This is a genomic window from Rossellomorea sp. FM04394 (genome assembly GCF_041889765.1).
GTDB lineage: Bacteria > Bacillota > Bacilli > Bacillales > Bacillaceae_B > Rossellomorea > Rossellomorea aquimaris_B.
Genome location: NZ_CP168654.1, coordinates 2,615,343 through 2,631,482 on the forward strand (window position 1 = coordinate 2,615,343; position 16,140 = coordinate 2,631,482).

Annotated in this window: 18 protein-coding genes; 2 read left to right on the forward strand and 16 right to left on the reverse strand. The window is 40.6% G+C overall.

The features are described from left to right. Positions 1–58: 58 nt before the first annotated feature. Positions 59–544, forward strand: a complete 486-nt coding sequence (locus tag ACCB35_RS13175) for a PCYCGC motif-containing (lipo)protein (protein WP_374054108.1) — start codon at positions 59–61, stop codon at positions 542–544. Between the two features lie 85 nt (positions 545–629). Here ACCB35_RS13175 and ACCB35_RS13180 read toward each other — a convergent pair whose 3' ends face one another. The 3 genes from ACCB35_RS13180 to ACCB35_RS13190 all read right to left on the reverse strand — a co-directional run bounded on the left by ACCB35_RS13180 (position 630) and on the right by ACCB35_RS13190 (position 2,656). Then, entirely contained in the window at positions 630–1,472 is an 843-nt protein-coding gene (locus ACCB35_RS13180; protein ID WP_374054109.1) for a DegV family protein, read from the reverse strand. A 173-nt stretch (positions 1,473–1,645) separates the two neighbouring features. Beyond that, positions 1,646–1,918 (reverse strand): DUF2535 family protein, encoded by a 273-nt coding sequence (locus ACCB35_RS13185; RefSeq protein ID WP_374054110.1) that lies wholly within the window; start codon positions 1,916–1,918, stop codon positions 1,646–1,648. A gap of 84 nt (positions 1,919–2,002) precedes the next feature. Then, positions 2,003–2,656 carry an SOS response-associated peptidase gene (locus tag ACCB35_RS13190; RefSeq protein WP_374054111.1) on the reverse strand — a complete coding sequence of 218 codons (654 nt, stop codon included), beginning with the start codon at positions 2,654–2,656 and terminating at the stop codon, positions 2,003–2,005. 192 nt (positions 2,657–2,848) lie between these two features. Between ACCB35_RS13190 and ACCB35_RS13195 the strand changes: the two genes are divergently transcribed. Beyond that, positions 2,849–3,487, forward strand: a complete 639-nt coding sequence (locus ACCB35_RS13195) for a hemolysin III family protein (protein ID WP_044336492.1) — start codon at positions 2,849–2,851, stop codon at positions 3,485–3,487. A 52-nt stretch (positions 3,488–3,539) separates the two neighbouring features. On the opposite strand, the gene ACCB35_RS13200 is transcribed toward ACCB35_RS13195, so the two are convergent. The 13 genes from ACCB35_RS13200 to ACCB35_RS13260 form a co-directional block, all read right to left on the reverse strand. Continuing rightward, positions 3,540–4,262 (reverse strand): lysophospholipid acyltransferase family protein, encoded by a 723-nt coding sequence (locus ACCB35_RS13200; RefSeq protein WP_374057019.1) that lies wholly within the window; start codon positions 4,260–4,262, stop codon positions 3,540–3,542. 117 nt (positions 4,263–4,379) lie between these two features. Further along, positions 4,380–4,865: a dihydrofolate reductase gene (locus ACCB35_RS13205; RefSeq protein ID WP_044336488.1), complete on the reverse strand. Its 486-nt coding sequence runs from the start codon at positions 4,863–4,865 to the stop codon at positions 4,380–4,382. After that, the gene (locus ACCB35_RS13210) at positions 4,862–5,656 is read right to left on the reverse strand and encodes a thymidylate synthase (RefSeq protein ID WP_044336486.1); all 795 of its coding nucleotides are present in this window, start codon (positions 5,654–5,656) and stop codon (positions 4,862–4,864) included. Before ACCB35_RS13210 ends, ACCB35_RS13205 begins: the two co-directional genes overlap by 4 nt. Before the next feature lie 22 nt (positions 5,657–5,678). Next, positions 5,679–6,368 (reverse strand): toxin, encoded by a 690-nt coding sequence (locus ACCB35_RS13215; RefSeq protein ID WP_374054112.1) that lies wholly within the window; start codon positions 6,366–6,368, stop codon positions 5,679–5,681. Positions 6,369–6,729: 361 nt separating this feature from the next. Further along, positions 6,730–7,320 carry a YpjP family protein gene (locus tag ACCB35_RS13220; RefSeq protein WP_374054113.1) on the reverse strand — a complete coding sequence of 197 codons (591 nt, stop codon included), beginning with the start codon at positions 7,318–7,320 and terminating at the stop codon, positions 6,730–6,732. Positions 7,321–7,670: 350 nt separating this feature from the next. Then, positions 7,671–8,456, reverse strand: a complete 786-nt coding sequence (locus tag ACCB35_RS13225) for a class I SAM-dependent methyltransferase (protein ID WP_374054114.1) — start codon at positions 8,454–8,456, stop codon at positions 7,671–7,673. A 101-nt stretch (positions 8,457–8,557) separates the two neighbouring features. Then, a complete protein-coding gene (locus ACCB35_RS13230; protein WP_044336477.1) occupies positions 8,558–8,992 on the reverse strand; it encodes a BrxA/BrxB family bacilliredoxin in 435 nt (144 codons plus the stop codon). A gap of 23 nt (positions 8,993–9,015) precedes the next feature. Next, a complete protein-coding gene (locus tag ACCB35_RS13235; protein ID WP_374054115.1) occupies positions 9,016–10,143 on the reverse strand; it encodes a conserved virulence factor C family protein in 1,128 nt (375 codons plus the stop codon). A gap of 78 nt (positions 10,144–10,221) precedes the next feature. Then, the gene (locus tag ACCB35_RS13240) at positions 10,222–12,102 is read right to left on the reverse strand and encodes an ABC-F family ATP-binding cassette domain-containing protein (RefSeq protein ID WP_374057020.1); all 1,881 of its coding nucleotides are present in this window, start codon (positions 12,100–12,102) and stop codon (positions 10,222–10,224) included. After that, complete coding sequence (locus tag ACCB35_RS13245) at positions 12,099–12,743, reverse strand: HD domain-containing protein (RefSeq protein ID WP_374054116.1); 645 nt, start codon at positions 12,741–12,743, stop codon at positions 12,099–12,101. Before ACCB35_RS13245 ends, ACCB35_RS13240 begins: the two co-directional genes overlap by 4 nt. Positions 12,744–12,833: 90 nt before the next feature. Further along, positions 12,834–13,697, reverse strand: a complete 864-nt coding sequence (locus tag ACCB35_RS13250) for a DegV family protein (RefSeq protein WP_374054117.1) — start codon at positions 13,695–13,697, stop codon at positions 12,834–12,836. A gap of 45 nt (positions 13,698–13,742) precedes the next feature. Further along, positions 13,743–14,240 carry a hypothetical protein gene (locus ACCB35_RS13255; protein ID WP_374054118.1) on the reverse strand — a complete coding sequence of 166 codons (498 nt, stop codon included), beginning with the start codon at positions 14,238–14,240 and terminating at the stop codon, positions 13,743–13,745. Between the two features lie 28 nt (positions 14,241–14,268). Next, complete coding sequence (locus tag ACCB35_RS13260; RefSeq protein ID WP_374054119.1) at positions 14,269–15,960, reverse strand: formate--tetrahydrofolate ligase; 1,692 nt, start codon at positions 15,958–15,960, stop codon at positions 14,269–14,271. Positions 15,961–16,140: the final 180 nt, after the last annotated feature.

The window sequence follows — 16,140 nt, forward strand, 5'->3', positions numbered from 1 at the left end:
GAACCTGCTTTATTAAAATGGTACAATACATGTACAAACTAATAGGAAAGGTGAACGTATGAAGAAAAATCTCTTATTATATTTCACTCTCGTTATAGGTTTATTAGGTATTATTGCCGGTTGCTCAAGCAATCAGGAAGAGGAAGCTCACCATGATCATACAGCCGCTAATGGGGACATTCGGGAAGAAACCGCTTCCGTTGATACACTTCCGTCTTTCCTTGACGAAAAAGATGACAATATGAAGCTTATTTATTCTTCGGCTGCTAAAAACCCTGAGCTGTTACAATATATCCCTTGTTATTGCGGGTGCGGTGATTCAGCTGGACATAAGAGCAATCTGAATTGCTTTGTTTACGAAATAAAAGGGGAAAAAGTGGTTTGGGATGATCATGGTACGAGATGTCAGGTATGCTTGGAAATTGCGGCTGAATCCATTGTGAAGTACAAGAATGGTGAATCCATCAAACAAATCAGGAACTTCATTGATGAACAATATAAAGAAGGGTACGCTAAGCCTACTCCAACGCCGATGCCCTCATAATGAATGCAGACAGCAGAAGATCCTGCTGTCTTTTTCTATATAAAAAAGACGAAAGGAAAATTCCCTTTCGTCTTTTGCTCATAAATCAATCCGTGTAATACATAAATCCTATTGCACCAATTCCAGTGTGTGTGCTGATGATTGGTGTTGTCGGAACGATATCGATTTGATCGTAACCTGTTTTTTCAATGATCTTAGCCTTAAGATTTTGAGCAAGCTCCAGTCCATCTGCATGGACAAGTCCTACGCCCCGTATAGTTTTTCCTTTCACGTCTTCCAAGAACTGTGTCGTTAAGTATTTAACCACTTGTGAATGGCTACGGACCTTAGCTACAGGTGTATACTCGCCACCTTCTAATGAAGCTATCGGTTTAATATTTAGCAGGGAACCAATCATTGCCCGTCCCTTTCCGATTCTACCGCCTTTTGCCAGGTTTTCAAGTGTATCAACAACAACAAATAAATTTGTATTTTGACGAATTTCTTCCAGGGCAATAAGGATTTCTTCAAGTGATCTACCCTCTTTTGCAAGCTTAGCAGCTTCAATCACCTGGAAAGCCAGTCCCTTGGAAATGAAACGTGAATCCACAACCGTAACATCTGATGAAGACATTTCAGCAGCCGATTCCGCTGAGCGAACCGTCCCACTCATGCCACCAGTCATATGTATGGATAAAACTTTCGAACCATCTTTTCCTAATTCATCATAAAGTTCAACGAATGTTCCTGCTGGTGGCTGCGAACTTTTTGGTAATTCCTTGGAAGCTTTCATCTTCTCTAGAAAGCTTAAAGGTGAAAGATCTACTCTATCTAGGTACGTTTCTCCATCGATTGAAATGGACAGAGGAACTACATGAATATCAAGTTCTTTTACGACCTCATCGGATAAATCCACCGTCGAGTCTGTTACAATATTTATTTTGGTCATTTTTGCCACATCCTATCTCCCATATCAATAGTATTATATCGCTAAATGCTGCGGATTTAAATAGATAGCAGGGATTTCTTCACCTTGCAATCTAACTGGATGGTATAATTCCCAAATAAAAAGGAGTGGCCCCACGTATCCTTCACGCTAAAGGACCTGCCCCCCTTTTTGAATTATGCATTATTCTTTAATTCTTCTGATTGATAAATTTCTTCATACTCTGACCATTTCGTCGTTCTCTTTAAATGTTCTCTAAAGCTGAAGATGGTCTTAGGCCCCTTATGATTGACAATCTTTGTAATAAATTGATTCAGCCTAAGATTTACCCTTAGATAAAGTGGGCTATCTTCCTTCATGACAGGAACTTCCAAGATTTTGACCTTCCGTCCATCCTTTGATTTGAACTCAATGGTTTTTGTCAGCAAAGTATCAATCCTCTTTTTCACCCGTTTATACTCTTATTATACCCCATTTTGTGGCGCATAAAATGTCTAATCATGCAAAAATACTAATATTTTTCTAAAGATTTCTTATGAAACAGGAAGTATGCATTCTACCGAATCGTGTTTGGGTGAGTTAACAATATTGGATACCTGGTACCCTTTCATTAGGTCTCTGTGAAGGGGGTTTAAAACCGAGGAAGCTTCCTCAAAGGAGTAATCATCTGTGTTTAGCCATTTTTCAATAGCTTCATGATCCGTGAGAATAACGGGCATTCGTTCATGCACCGGTTCTACAAGTGTGTTAGCTTCTGTTGTAAGAATCGTAGAGGTCGTATCCTCCCCATTACGATCCCATAACCCGGCAAATACAAAGGTCTCATCCTCTTTTAATTGAAATCTCACAGGAACCTTCTGTGTGTTCTCCTTCTTCCATTCATAGAAGCCATCTGCAAAGATCACCATTCTTTTCGAATGGACAAGGGACTTGAAGCTCGGTTTCTCCAATAAGGTTTCACTTCGGGCATTGATTAACGGTTTCCACTTATTACGGTCTGCCCAATGAGGAACGAGGCCCCACGTTATCTCTCCGGCTCTGCGCTTGCCCTTGTGTGATATAAGGGACAGAACTTTTTGTGATGGGGCAATATTGTACCGCGGCTGCCATTCTTCAAGGAATTCATCAATTAAGTATTGTCTCACTAATTCTTCTAAAGGGGTCGTTAAGGAAAATCTACCGCACACAACTGTCACCTCATTCGTTTCTTTACTTAGGAATATACATTATAATGAGAAAAATTTCTAATCCAAAAGGCGCACTTTAATCCTTTACTATGTTAATGATTGCACAATGACGATAAGAGGATTATCATAATTATATACAATGTTGACTCATTGAGAATTCAATGAGGGGATAATAGAAAGGATGAGACTTCTTTGACTTATGATTTCGACTTTTCCAATTGGAAAGAAGAAGTTGCAAACGCCATTACCCACGGAATCGGATTAATTTTGAGCATACCCGCTTTAGTGATGTTAATCATATTCGCCGTACATGAAGGATCTGCCTGGCATGTTGTGAGCTTCTCTATCTTCGGTGCATCAATGATTCTTCTATATTTATTTTCAACCCTGTTACACAGCTTTAAGCCATCAAAGGTAAAGAATCTATTTGCCATTTTAGATCATTCGGCCATTTATATCCTGATCGCTGGAACGTATACCCCGTTTATGCTAATCAGTGTAAGAGGTGCATTGGGATGGACATTATTCGGCATTGTCTGGGGACTCGCCATTGTAGGAATTGTATTTAAATGCTACTTTGTTCAACGTTTCCAAGTTGTTTCCACCCTCTTTTACCTAGTGATGGGCTGGCTTGTCATCATTGCCATTAAACCATTATATGCCAGTCTTACCGGTGCCGGATTCGGACTGCTGCTGGCAGGCGGAATCATGTATTCCATCGGAGCTATTTTCTACGTGTGGAACAAATTACCCTACAATCACGCTATTTGGCATCTTTTCGTGTTAGCTGGAAGCAGTTTTATGTATTTTTGCATTCTCTTTTACGTTTAAGGAATTCAACACATAAATAATAAAAAGGCTAGCTAATGTGCTAGCCTTTTTACTATGATACTTTTTTTATTTTATCCAATGAAGCTTGAATGACTCCTCTGAGTTCTTTGGATAACTCTTTTACGTCACTGCCTGATACATATGCGGAAGGCATGGATGGAAGTATTTCAACATAAATATCACATGGCTTGATACCGCGGGGATGATTTTCAAACATATCAGCTGTCCCTTGAATCACCACCGGGACGATCGGCACACCTGCATCTTTTGCCATGCGAATACCACCTGTTTTAAACTCTTTCAGTTCTCCCCCTTTGTTTCTGGTACCTTCAGGGAAAATAAGCAGGGAATGGCCTTCTTTCAGTAATAGGCTCCCTTTCCGGATTGATTGTATCGCCTGTCTTCTATTTTTACGATCAATAAAAATGCACGATATCATGGTCATCCATTCACTGATGATTGGCAGCTTTTTCACCTCAACTTTAGAAATAAAGCCAAATGGTTTCTTTACATATCCTAATAGGACAGGGATATCAAAGTCTCCCCCATGATTAGCCACAAACAGGACCGGCCCATCAGGAATATGCTGCTGTCCACTAATATGTATAGCACTCCCTGTCTTTTTCATTATCCCCCTTGCCCATTCTTTTGGTAGTCTATGGATCATGCGATCGCGTTCTTCAACCGGAATATCACTACCCAGCCTTTTTGCTTTTTGAAGAGTGGGCAAACTGTAAATAAGATACACACACATATAAATCAACACATACATCATTCTAAACACTTATTTATCCTCCTTGAAATTCCTTTCATCATTATACAGGAAGGATAGATAGGAAAATAGACAAAAATAGGGGAATACTGAACAGATCAGGCATTCCCCTATTAGCGATTATTTTCTTATATACACTTTAAATTCATAATCATAAGGATTCTTTTCATCTTTTAGTCCCTTTTCAGAGGAAGTGCAGGTGAATTCCTCCCAAGGGATAGCAGGCATTACCGTGTCGCCTTCAAATTCATGATGAATCTCTGTTACATACAACTTATCTACGTGAGGGATGAACTGCTTGTACACTTCTCTCCCACCCATAATAAAGGTTTCTGAATTTCTTCCTTCCGCCCATTCCAGGATATCCTCCACAGAATGCAGGACAAGACAGCCTTCAGGTTGAAAGTTTTTACTTCTTGTAAGAATGACATTCTCGCGTTTTGGTAACGGCTTACCAATGGAATCAAACGTTTTTCTTCCCATGACGACCCCGTGGCCATCCGTCGTTTTCTTGAAAAATTTCAGGTCCTCCGGTAATCTCCATGGCAAACCATTGTCTTTCCCAATCAGGCCATTCTTATCCATTGCCCATATAAAAGAAATCATACACTCACGACTCCTTTGATATGGGGATGAGGGTTATATTCTTCAAGGGAGAAATCCTCAAAGCTGAACCCAAAGATATCCTTTACTTCAGGATTGATTGTTAACGTTGGTAATGATCTGGGTTCCCTTGAAAGCTGTAAGTTTACTTGATCAAGGTGATTCTGATAGATATGGACGTCACCAAAAGTATGGACGAACTCTCCTGGTTCCAGATCACAAACTTGTGCTACCATCATCGTTAATAGGGCATAAGATGCAATATTAAAAGGAACGCCCAGGAATACGTCAGCAGATCGTTGGTAAAGCTGACAGGATAGTTTTCCATCGGCTACATAGAATTGGAATAGACAGTGGCAAGGGGGTAAAGCCATATGATCTACATCTGCAACATTCCATGCGCTTACGATCATTCTTCTGGAATCGGGATTGTTTTTGATTGTATCAATCAAATTCGTTATTTGGTCAATCGTTTCACCATTCGCTCCTGACCATGATCTCCATTGATGACCATATACAGGACCTAATTCTCCGTTTTCATCCGCCCATTCATTCCAGATTCGGACTCCGTTTTCTTGAAGATATTCAACGTTCGTATCCCCTTTTAGAAACCAAAGAAGTTCATGGATGATGGATTTCACATGCAGTTTTTTAGTGGTAAGAAGAGGGAAACCTTCCTTTAGGTCAAAACGCATTTGATAACCGAACGTGCTGATCGTGCCTGTACCTGTTCGATCTTCTTTCTTCGTGCCATTTTCCAGAACATGTTTACACAAATCTAAATATTGCTTCACACTGACCACACCTTTTATAAGTTTATAGTTCCTTGAAAAATTGATATGTTGCTGGTGCCTTCTTTTTAAGAAGATTTCTAGATTCTGAGTTTAAATAATACATGGCAAATGTTTCTGCAAAATATTCTTCTTTATATTGAAGAAAATAGGGTTGGTCCGGGAAAACCTGTGGAGCTTCTCTCTTCCAAAGAGGCATGAATTCGAGCTCAAAGTCAAGGTCCTTTAAGACGTAACGATCTATACTGTGGGCGAGTTCATGTAATTCTAAATTAATCGAATTGTGACCTTTCCCTTTCTCACTGTGACCGATTTTCACCAAAACAAGCTTGGATCCGCCAATTCCAGGAACGTCATCCCATGTGATACTTTTATTAGTGTACCCTCTTGGGGTAACTCCTTTCAAGTGACTTGTGGTAGAAAAATCGGTTAAATTTTTTTCAAATAATCTTATTTTAATATTTTGTGAATTCGTAGACTCTAAGAGTGGAGTCGGAATATGATCTAGTCTCTCAATCATTTCCATTGCCCCTGATTTATCATAATTTGACTGGGGCAACAGAACCATGTTTTCTAATTGTTTACTGGATTGAAGTTGTAATTGTGTTTTAAGAGGAGAATGCTTTAAGAGGGTTCCACTGTAGTCAGCTTTTGAATGGGCCCACAGAATGACAAGAATAACCGAAATAGCGAGGACGATGAAGATGCGCTTCACTTATTGCCCCCTCCTTTCATCCAGAGAAAGTAACATCATTATTATTACTATATTAACATAATGATAGTGTCGATTTTAGGAGAGATTGTTTCCAATATCTAAAGCGGAGGCGGCTCGTTCAGGCCCGACAAGCATAAGATGAATTGGCCGGGAAGGCGTCCTTTGCCTTCTTGGCCAATTTAGCTTATGACCTCGAGGGGCTAGCCGCCGGAGCTGGATGACACTAAAGCGGAGGCGGCTTGGGCAGAGGCGCATGTATAAGGTGAACTTGCCGGAATGGCCTCAATCCCTGTAGATACAAAAAAAGCAAGCACGCTCGTCCACGTACTTGCTTTCATTCATTTCTATGAAATCACTGGGATTACGAAACACTCATCCATTGCGGTGGAGTGTTTTTATCCCAATAGATGCTTCCTAAGTCATGATGTGCTTGAAATTGGTCATGCACTGTATGATAGTGAAAGTTGAAGTAATAGCCGTCTTTTGGCGGATGATCTTTTCTTACATGGAAACGTATGACATCTTCACCAGAGCGTTCGTCATAAATATGAAAAATCTTTTCCGTTTTTGCATATTGAGGCACTTCTGAAATAGTAAGTGACGTTAAGTCTTCTTCTGGAAATTGAACAGCTGTATCAGCTATCGCCTTTTCGATTTTAGGAAGGATTAAAGACTTGAATTCGTCTTCAATGACAGGCTTGATCTTAGCCCCGAACTTTTCATAAGCGTTTTTCTCTGCCTGTACCATCATATTCCCTACGAAATCCTCATAGGAAATGGAAGACTCCTCTTCCAGTACTTCCTCTGGAACAGATTCAACCGACGAAGGCTTCCCATTGCCTTTTGCCATGGTATGATTATGTTCATTTAGAAAGGCTTGTGAAGGGGAAACAAGTCCAAATGTCAGGATGGATAGCAGGATAAAAAACGACTTTTTGAGCCAGATTGACATAGATAACGTCCTTTCCTATGTATTACGTCTATTATTATACTATTTCTTACGGATAAAAAGTGAAAAAGGTTTCATTTTTTTGTAGGATATAAAAATATTTATGTGGTAGTATATTAAAGAGGATACTTTGTAAGGAGGATAACTAGATGGATACAGGACTTATGATCAATATCGGATACTTACTTCTATTAGGTTATTTCGTTGTACTAGGATTCACTGATTAATACTTAGATGATTAGACAGGCTTAAGATGCCTGTCTATTTTATTGTTTAGTTTTGATAAACAATGCTGTTCATTTACATAATTTACCTATCATTAAAAATCAACAATCCGTTTATAAACATGTTCTTTAAACTCGAATGATTCCAAAGTGAAATTTGGCTGATGGTCTTTTGATTACGTCAAATCCCAGTTCTTTGAATAATGGGGACTGATAGTGTTCTTTTAATACTACCCGTTTTTTGGCCACCCTTTTTGCTTCTTCTATTCCTTCTTTTGTTATGCCTGTGTAGTTTGCCCACTGGCGGATGGGGTTGATTCCGTGAGAATCGGTCAAGGCTTCTTCAAACATCGGATCAAGGTAGACGACGTCAAAAGCATCATCCGGTATACCCTTTAATTCTTTCTGAAAATGCCCGTTAATGACGGTGATTCGATTCATAGCGCTATTCAGTTCATCGAGTGGAGATACCCAGTCTTTTAGTCCGTGATGAAGGATATGTGAAATATACTTATTCGCTTCAATTCCGACTACTCTCCCCTTTTCGCCGACGATATGGCTGGCGACAATACTATCTGAAGCAAGACCCAGCGTACAGTCCAGGAAACTCATACCTTCTTTAAGATCTGCAGCCTCAATGAGTGGATCGATCTCCCCTCGCATGACTCTTTTAATCCGAAAGGAAGCGGAGTTTGGATGGAAAAAGAAAGGGCCGCTATTTTCTTCTCTTGAATGAAGTTCCAATCTCTCTTTTCCAATGACTAAACAGTCTTGTCCATGCAGATTCATATGGTGTAATATCGATCTTTTTTTTCTGGGGATATAGGGAATATCGAGTACCTCAGCTGTTTTATATGCTTTCTCTATGACTTCCTGGTTCGCTCTCCCGCATGTAGTGACAAACACGATAAACATTCTCCTTTATCGGTACATTTTACTTGTACATATTTTTTACGTTTATTTATCCTACCATAAAAAGAAACGGATGACAGAGTCACCCGTTTCTTTTTGGCCATTTAGCAATTTTGGTCAAAAGCTGTGGATAAATTGGAAATAATCGACGAAATATCATGATCTTCAATTTCTTCCCTAGGGATGAAGTGGACGACTTTCTTTCCTTTCAGTAAGGCCATGGATGGGGAAGAAGGTTCGTATCCTTCGAAATACTCTCGCATTTTGGCTGTCGCCTCTTTGTCTTGACCGGCAAAAACCGTTACAAGATGGTCTGGCGTTTTTTCATTATTCATGACTGATTGCGTTGCAGCTGGTCTTGCCAGTCCTGCTGCACACCCACATACAGAGTTAACAACAACCAGGGTTGTTCCATCGGCATTTTCCATATGATTCACTACATCTTCTTCCGTACCCAGCTCTTTAAAGCCTGCTTTTGTAAGTTCTTGTCTCATCGGCGTAACTAACTGTCTCATATACTCTTCATATGCCATTGACATCATATTTCAATCCTTTCTCTCTTTTATTGTTGACGTGCTTCGGTCATCTGTTTCCAAACAGAACCTTTTGCTTCTTCGCCGCCTTCAATTCGTTCGATTGCCATTTTCACTTGTAATTTCACTTCAAATTCCGGATCATTCTCTGCTTCCTTTAATCCTGGCAGTGCAGATTCATCGCCAACTTCATAAAGGAACATTGCAGCACGCCATCTTACAAGCTTGCTTTTATCCTTTAAAGCTTCGATCATTTCAGGAGTTGCTTTCTTAAAGCCCAGGTCTGACAGACAATCTCCAGCCGTTCTTCTTACAGTCACTGATTTATCCTGTAAACCTTTATACAATAGAGGAAGGACTTTTTCATCTTCGATCATTCCTAAGTAGACAACAGCCAACCGGCGAATGGATACTTTTTCATCCTCCAGCGCTTTTTCCAACAGGGGTAGGTCGTCTAAAGTGGGATCCTCCATCGCATCCAGCTTCTGATACCTTGTTTGCCAGTCCGGGGCTTCAAAGTCCGCGATACTCACCTTTTGCTTTTTCTTGTAAATAAGAGGTCCTTTGGAATCGGATGTTTCCTGTGCTTCTTGGACAAGTGCTGCCAGCCTTTCAGAAGGATAGGCTGCAACCAGTTCTTCCGTCACATTGTTGCCAATCTCATCTAAGTCCCCGTAACGGATACCATAATCTTTCCACTTTCTGAGAAGGACGACATTATCTCCCTCTTTTTGAGCCTGACCGATCGCTTCCAGGAATGGTGCTGGAAGGGAAAAACGCTTCTCTTGTTCCCCATCTGTCACTTTCACTTGCATGGGAATCCCCTTGAACATCTGTACGCTAACATTCACTTCACCAAAATGTTCTTCCATGGGAGATTCATTTTCCTGATCGAGAGTATCTTCACCGAATGCCTTTCTAACCTGTGGCAAAAGCTCTTGCCAATCGAATTTCGCATTTCGTTCAACGGCTAAGAAGTCGGCAACATGATAGACCCCTTTGATGCCTTCAATGGCAAGAATGTCTTTAATGACGGGAGGAGCCCCGTCCACTTCATCTTTTTTATAATTATTGCTCTTTCCGGCTTTCATTTCCTGATCAAGCAGAACTTTCATTGTATTAGGACTTGGAGTAGGTTCAATCGATACTATCCTCAAGCTTGGTACCCCTTTCTATAAATTGTTCTTATACCATCCATTCTAACACAGTATCCAAGACGCCTTAAACGAAGAGGCTTATTCAGCAAATTCGGAGAGGTATGTCCATCTTTCAATGAGCTCTTCCAATTGTTCGTTGAGATTTTCACTTTCGTTCATTAACTTTTGTGCTTTTTCAAAATCACTGCCGACCTTTTGCAGCTCAGCATCTGCTTCTTCTATACGCTGCTCGATGTCTGCCATCTTTTCTTCGATTTCGTCCCATTCCCTCTTTTCCATGTAAGAAAGCCTCTTTTTCTCTTTCTCTTCCTTCAAGGGAGCAGATTCTTGCTTTTTGACCGGATCTTGCTTCTTACTTTTCGCTTCGTTCTTTTCCAGGTACTCAGTGTATTCACCAAAGTAAAAGTCGATTTGTCCATCTCCATTGAAGACCAATAATTGCTCGGCTGTTTTATCTAAAAAATATCGGTCATGGGAAACGGTTATGACAACACCGGAAAATTCGTTTATATAATCCTCCAGAACGGTGAGGGTTTCTGTATCCAAATCATTCGTCGGCTCATCAAGTAGGAGGACATTCGGTTTTGACATTAATAGCTTAAGTAAGAAAAGTCTTCGTTTTTCTCCACCGGAAAGCTTTCGGATCAATGTACCATGTGTGCTCATTGGAAATAGGAATCTTTCCAACATGGATGTAACAGAGATCTGCTCTCCTTTATCCGTCGTTATATATTCTCCTGCTTCTCTTATATATTCGATCATACGCATATTCTCATCAAGTTCTTCATGACCCTGGGTATAGTAAGCGACCTTTACGGTTTGACCTTTGAGTAATTCACCGCTTGTAAGCTCATCTGTCCCTGCAAGGAGGTTGAGAAAAGTTGATTTACCGCTCCCGTTTTTACCTACGATTCCAATACGGTCTTTAGGTTTGATGAGGAAAGAGAACTCTTCTAAAATGCGCTTGTCTTCAAACATTTTTGACGCATTCTTGAATTCAAATACTTGTTTACCCAGACGGTTTCCTCCGATTGCCATATCTACCTGGCCGCCAGATGGACCTGAAGACATCGTATCCTCCAAGTTTTCGAATCGTTGAATTCGAGCCTTTTGTTTAGTGGTTCTCGCCTTTGCTCCCCTTCTCATCCAGGCAAGCTCTCTACGATAAAGATTTTGCTGTTTTTCGGATAATTGGCGTTCCACCTCTTCCCTGGAAGCTTTCGCCTCAATAAATGAGGCATAATTTCCTTTGTAGGAGTAAAGGTTTCCTCCATCTAATTCAAAGATTCTGTTCGTTACCTTATCGAGGAAGTAACGGTCATGGGTCACGAGTAACACGGAGCCGTTATACTTCCCTAAATAATCTTCCAGCCATTTAATTGACTGGTAGTCTAAATGGTTGGTCGGTTCGTCCAAGATTAATAAGTCCGGTGTTTCGATCAGGACGCCCGCCAGCGCCACTCTCTTTTTTTGCCCGCCTGATAACTCGCTCATTTTCTTTGAAAAGTCGTGAATTCCCAGTTTTGTTAAAATGGATTTCGCATTTGCACTTGCATCCCAGGCGTGAAGGATATCCATTTGCTTTTGAGCTTCAAATAAATCCTCTTGTATTCTTGGATCATCTGAGTTGTTCTCCATTTCGATAAGGGCCATTTCATAATTTCGCATAGCCTGGATGATTTTTGCTTCACCACGAAATACTTGTTGTATTACGGTTAAATTCCCATCAAAAGAAGGCTCCTGTTGAAGGTAGGCAATATGATAATCGCCCGGCTTCGAAAATTCTCCAGTATCATATTCTTCCATCCCGGCAATGAGTTTCAACAGGCTTGATTTACCCGTTCCATTCACCCCGATCAGTCCGACTCTTTCTTTCTCAGTAATTGAAAACGATATACCTTTAAACAAAGTTTTCTCCCCATACGTTTTAGAAAGATTCTCAGCTGTTAACATTCTCATTCTTGACCATTCCATTCTTTATTAAATTGCTCTAGAAACCCTAGCATGAAGGCGTGACGTTCCTCTGCCAGTTTCCTTCCCGTTTCCGTACACATCAAGTCTTTCAGCTTTAGTAATTTTTCATAGAAATGATGGATACTGGAACTATCCCCATTTCTGTACTCATCTAAGGTCATCCCCACCCTAACTTGAAATTCAGGATTATATAGTGATCGACCTTTCTTTCCCCCATACGCAAACGTCCTGGCGATTCCTATGGCACCAATGGCATCGAGACGATCGGCATCGCGCACGATTTTCGCTTCTATGGAGGTTAATTCTGCTTCGTGACCACCTTTATATGAAATGGAATAAATTATTGATTTTAACAATTCCATTTCAGAATCCCGAAGAGAGAGGGTGGATAGAATGTAATCCAGCTTTTCCTTCCCCTCTTCTTCTTCAACGAACTTTTCATCCGGAACATCATGAAGCAATGCAGCGAGTTCGATAATATATGTATTGGGTACATTTTCTTCCCTTGCAATGATAAGTGCCTGTTTACGGACACGATTCAAATGAAACCAATCATGTCCAGTAGACTCTCCAAAGTACTGACGTTTTAAATAGTCGATGATATCGTCCAACTTTTTTCGCTCCATATCACTTTCTCCTCCATTGTACCAAAAAATATTCTCTTATCAGAATAAAAAGGAGTCGATGCATCATTCTCCACATCACTCCTTTTTGCATTAATTCACTTTGTCTTCTGCAAACCAGCTTATACCGATTGTATTGGCCCCTGCGTGTACGCCTATCACGGCACCCAGCGGGTACGCCCCAAATTCGATATCCGGGTATTGTTCTTGCAGTTGCTCAATCCATTCTAAAGCATCTCCACGATTTAAACCATGTAATACGGAAACTTTCGATATTCGTTTATTGGTGAGAGCCCTATTTAATTGATCAGCCATGCTGTTCAAACCTTTTTTGATGCTCCTTACTTTATCCTTCACTTCAAGTTTACCATCCTCTATCGCAAGCATGGGCTTTACATTAAGAACACTTCCGAGGAAGAATGACAGCCCACTCATTCGGCCACTTTTATGGAGTTGCTCCAAGCTGCCTACCATGACATAGGTTTCACAAGAAGCGATTCTTTTTTCGATAGCTTCCCTAATTTGTAACGGAGCCATTCCTTCATGCTGTAGTCTTTGACCGTATAGGATTAATTCCGTCAATGGATTGGAAATGACCTTCGAATCTATACAGATAATGTTTGGTAGTGTTTCCTTTAACAACTCTGCAGCTTGATGGGCAGATGAATATGTTCCGCTAAAATGTGAAGAGACATGGATTGAAAAGATATAATCGTAGTCCTTGGATAATTCTTCAAACAACTCTTTAAAGGTACCGATTGAAGGTTGTGAGGTTTTCACCTCTACTTTCTCTTCCTTTAACTTGAAGAACAATTCTTCCGGAGATAAGTCAACTCCGTCTTGATACTCCCTCTCACCAAAGAGGATATTCATTGGAACGATATAGATGTGATTTTCTTTACTGCTCGAATGAGTCGGAACAAATGCTGTGCTATCTGTAACCCAGGCTATTCTCATTGTAAAAATCCCCTTTTTCTATATAATTATGAACTCTCTTCCATACTAGAAGTCTATTCGATCAAGTTGTTGTAACGTTTCAACTGAAAAGGAAATCATTTGAAGAACATCATCAACCATTTCTTCTGTAATGACTCTATTAAAAGTCAGATTCCCCTCGCAGGCAGGAGGATTAAGAGAGGATATCACTTCTTTCCATTCCCACTTTTTATCTTTACCCCATGTTTCTTCAAGTAACTTACGGCCATCCTTCAACTTCTCGTCACCTTTATAGACGATGAGGATATCAGCTCCTGCTGTATTCTTTTCTGTCATCATCTTTCGCTCCGCCAGAAAGTGACCCATATCCGCTTTCAAATGAAACTCTATCGAAATGGATTCCTTGTAAGGTAAAGAATAGTGAATTTGATAACAACGTTCGTAGTGGGCAAAGTCAAATAAATCCTTCCGATCAAGAATATGAATTTCCCCTGACAAATCAAGATCATATACTGCTCCCTCAAAGATTACCTTTAAGTTGTCAAAGGCTGTTGGATCAAACATGTTTTCCTCTCCTTTCAAACCTGAGTGGCTAAAATAACCCTATGGCCCTGCCTTCATCATCCACATTCATTCCAAACGCAGCCGGTTTTTTCGGCAGGCCGGGCATCGTCATCACTTCTCCTGTTAAAGCAACGATAAAACCGGCTCCGATTTTCGGTTTCAGCTCCCTTATTGTGATTGTAAAATTCTCAGGACGACCGAGTTTTGTAGGATCATCTGATAGGGAATATTGGGTTTTAGCCATACAAACCGGCAGGACGCCCCACCCCTGGTCTTCAAACTGCTCGAGCTGCTTTCGTGCTTTCACTGTGTAGTCAACTTCTTTCGCTCCGTAAACCTTTTTTGCAATCATTTCAATTTTAGATGGGAGTGAATCAGAAAGTTCATATAGGCGGGAAAATTCTTTTGTGTTCCCTTCGATTTCACGCAGCACCTTTTCCGCTAAATCTCTGCCACCCTCTCCACCTTTTGCCCAAACATCGGTTAGTGAAACTTGAACTCCCATGTCTTCGCACCACTTGATAAGGGTCTGGATTTCGTCATCACTATCCGTCACAAATCGATTAACGGCAATTACATAAGGTACGTTGAAATGATCTAACGTTTCCATGTGCTTTTTGAGATTAGACAATCCTTTTTGGAGAGCTCGAAGGTTTTCAATTTGAAGTTCACTTTTCCCTTGACCTCCATGCATCTTCAGAGCACGAATGGTGGCTACAAGCACGATGGCATCCGGGGCTATGTCTGCAGCTCGGGATTTGATATTCAGAAACTTCTCCGCCCCTAAATCAGCACCAAATCCAGATTCCGTTACAACATAATCAGCCAGCTTAAGAGCCGTTTTAGTCGCCATGACACTGTTACACCCATGAGCGATGTTTGCGAATGGACCTCCATGAACAAGGGCAGGGGAATGTTCAATCGTTTGAACGAGATTAGGTTTCAGGGCATCCTTTAACAATAATGTCAGGGCCCCTTCAGCTCCTAAATCTTCAACGGTTACAGGTTGCTTTGTAGAGTTGTATGCGACAACCATTTGTCCAAGTCTTCTTCTTAATTCATCAAGATTTTGAGATAAACATAGAACTGCCATAATCTCAGAAGCCACTGTAATATCAAATCCGTCTTCACGTGGAACACCTTGTACCGGTCCACCTAAACCAACGATTATTTGTCTAAGGGCACGGTCATTCATGTCCAGAGCCCGCTTCCATACAATCCTTCTTTGATCGATATTCAGTTCATTTCCCTGATGGATATGATTATCCACCAATGCGGCTAAAGCGTTATTTGCAGTCGTTATAGCGTGGATATCGCCTGTGAAATGAAGGTTAATATCCTCCATGGGAAGCACTTGGGAATACCCTCCTCCTGTTGCACCGCCTTTTATTCCCATCGTTGGTCCAAGTGATGGTTCCCTCATGGCAATGATGGTGTTTTTATCTAACTGATTTAATGCATCCCCGAGTCCAACCGTAACCGTTGATTTCCCCTCTCCTGCAGGAGTGGGATTGATCGAAGTGACTAAGATTAATTTCCCATCGGACTGACCCTGGATTTTTTGAATTGTTTCATACGTGATTTTCCCTTTGTATTTACCATAAAGCTCGATATCATGTTCTGAGAGACCTATTTTCTTTGCAATGTCCAGTATCGGTTGCATAGTCGCCTGTTGAGCAATTTCAATATCTGACTTCACTATTTTCTTCGTCGTTGTCACCTGTTTTCACCTTCTAGTTATGTAATAGGTATTGGGCCTAAGCCCTAGATATAAATTTTACAAAAAATCATGTTTACTCTTAAACTTCATTTACAATCCCTTTGTAATCTTAAATGGTAGTGTTACTTAATTTTACACTATGTTTTATATCTCCACCATTATTGCCTTTTATAGGGGGAA

Excerpts from the sequence above, each read along its gene's own strand:
- ACCB35_RS13180 (WP_374054109.1), bottom strand. The coding sequence starts at position 1,472 with ATGACCAAAATAAATATTGTAACAGACTCGACGGTGGATTTATCCGAT.
- ACCB35_RS13200 (WP_374057019.1), bottom strand. The coding sequence starts at position 4,262 with ATGATGTATGTGTTGATTTATATGTGTGTGTATCTTATTTACAGTTTG.
- ACCB35_RS13240 (WP_374057020.1), bottom strand. The coding sequence starts at position 12,102 with ATGAGAATGTTAACAGCTGAGAATCTTTCTAAAACGTATGGGGAGAAA.
- ACCB35_RS13230 (WP_044336477.1), bottom strand. The coding sequence starts at position 8,992 with ATGTCAATGGCATATGAAGAGTATATGAGACAGTTAGTTACGCCGATG.
- ACCB35_RS13250 (WP_374054117.1), bottom strand. The coding sequence starts at position 13,697 with ATGAGAATAGCCTGGGTTACAGATAGCACAGCATTTGTTCCGACTCAT.
- ACCB35_RS13175 (WP_374054108.1), top strand. The coding sequence starts at position 59 with ATGAAGAAAAATCTCTTATTATATTTCACTCTCGTTATAGGTTTATTA.
- ACCB35_RS13245 (WP_374054116.1), bottom strand. The coding sequence starts at position 12,743 with ATGGAGCGAAAAAAGTTGGACGATATCATCGACTATTTAAAACGTCAG.
- ACCB35_RS13255 (WP_374054118.1), bottom strand. The coding sequence starts at position 14,240 with ATGTTTGATCCAACAGCCTTTGACAACTTAAAGGTAATCTTTGAGGGA.
- ACCB35_RS13225 (WP_374054114.1), bottom strand. The coding sequence starts at position 8,456 with ATGTTTATCGTGTTTGTCACTACATGCGGGAGAGCGAACCAGGAAGTC.
- ACCB35_RS13220 (WP_374054113.1), bottom strand. The coding sequence starts at position 7,320 with ATGTCAATCTGGCTCAAAAAGTCGTTTTTTATCCTGCTATCCATCCTG.
- ACCB35_RS13205 (WP_044336488.1), bottom strand. The coding sequence starts at position 4,865 with ATGATTTCTTTTATATGGGCAATGGATAAGAATGGCCTGATTGGGAAA.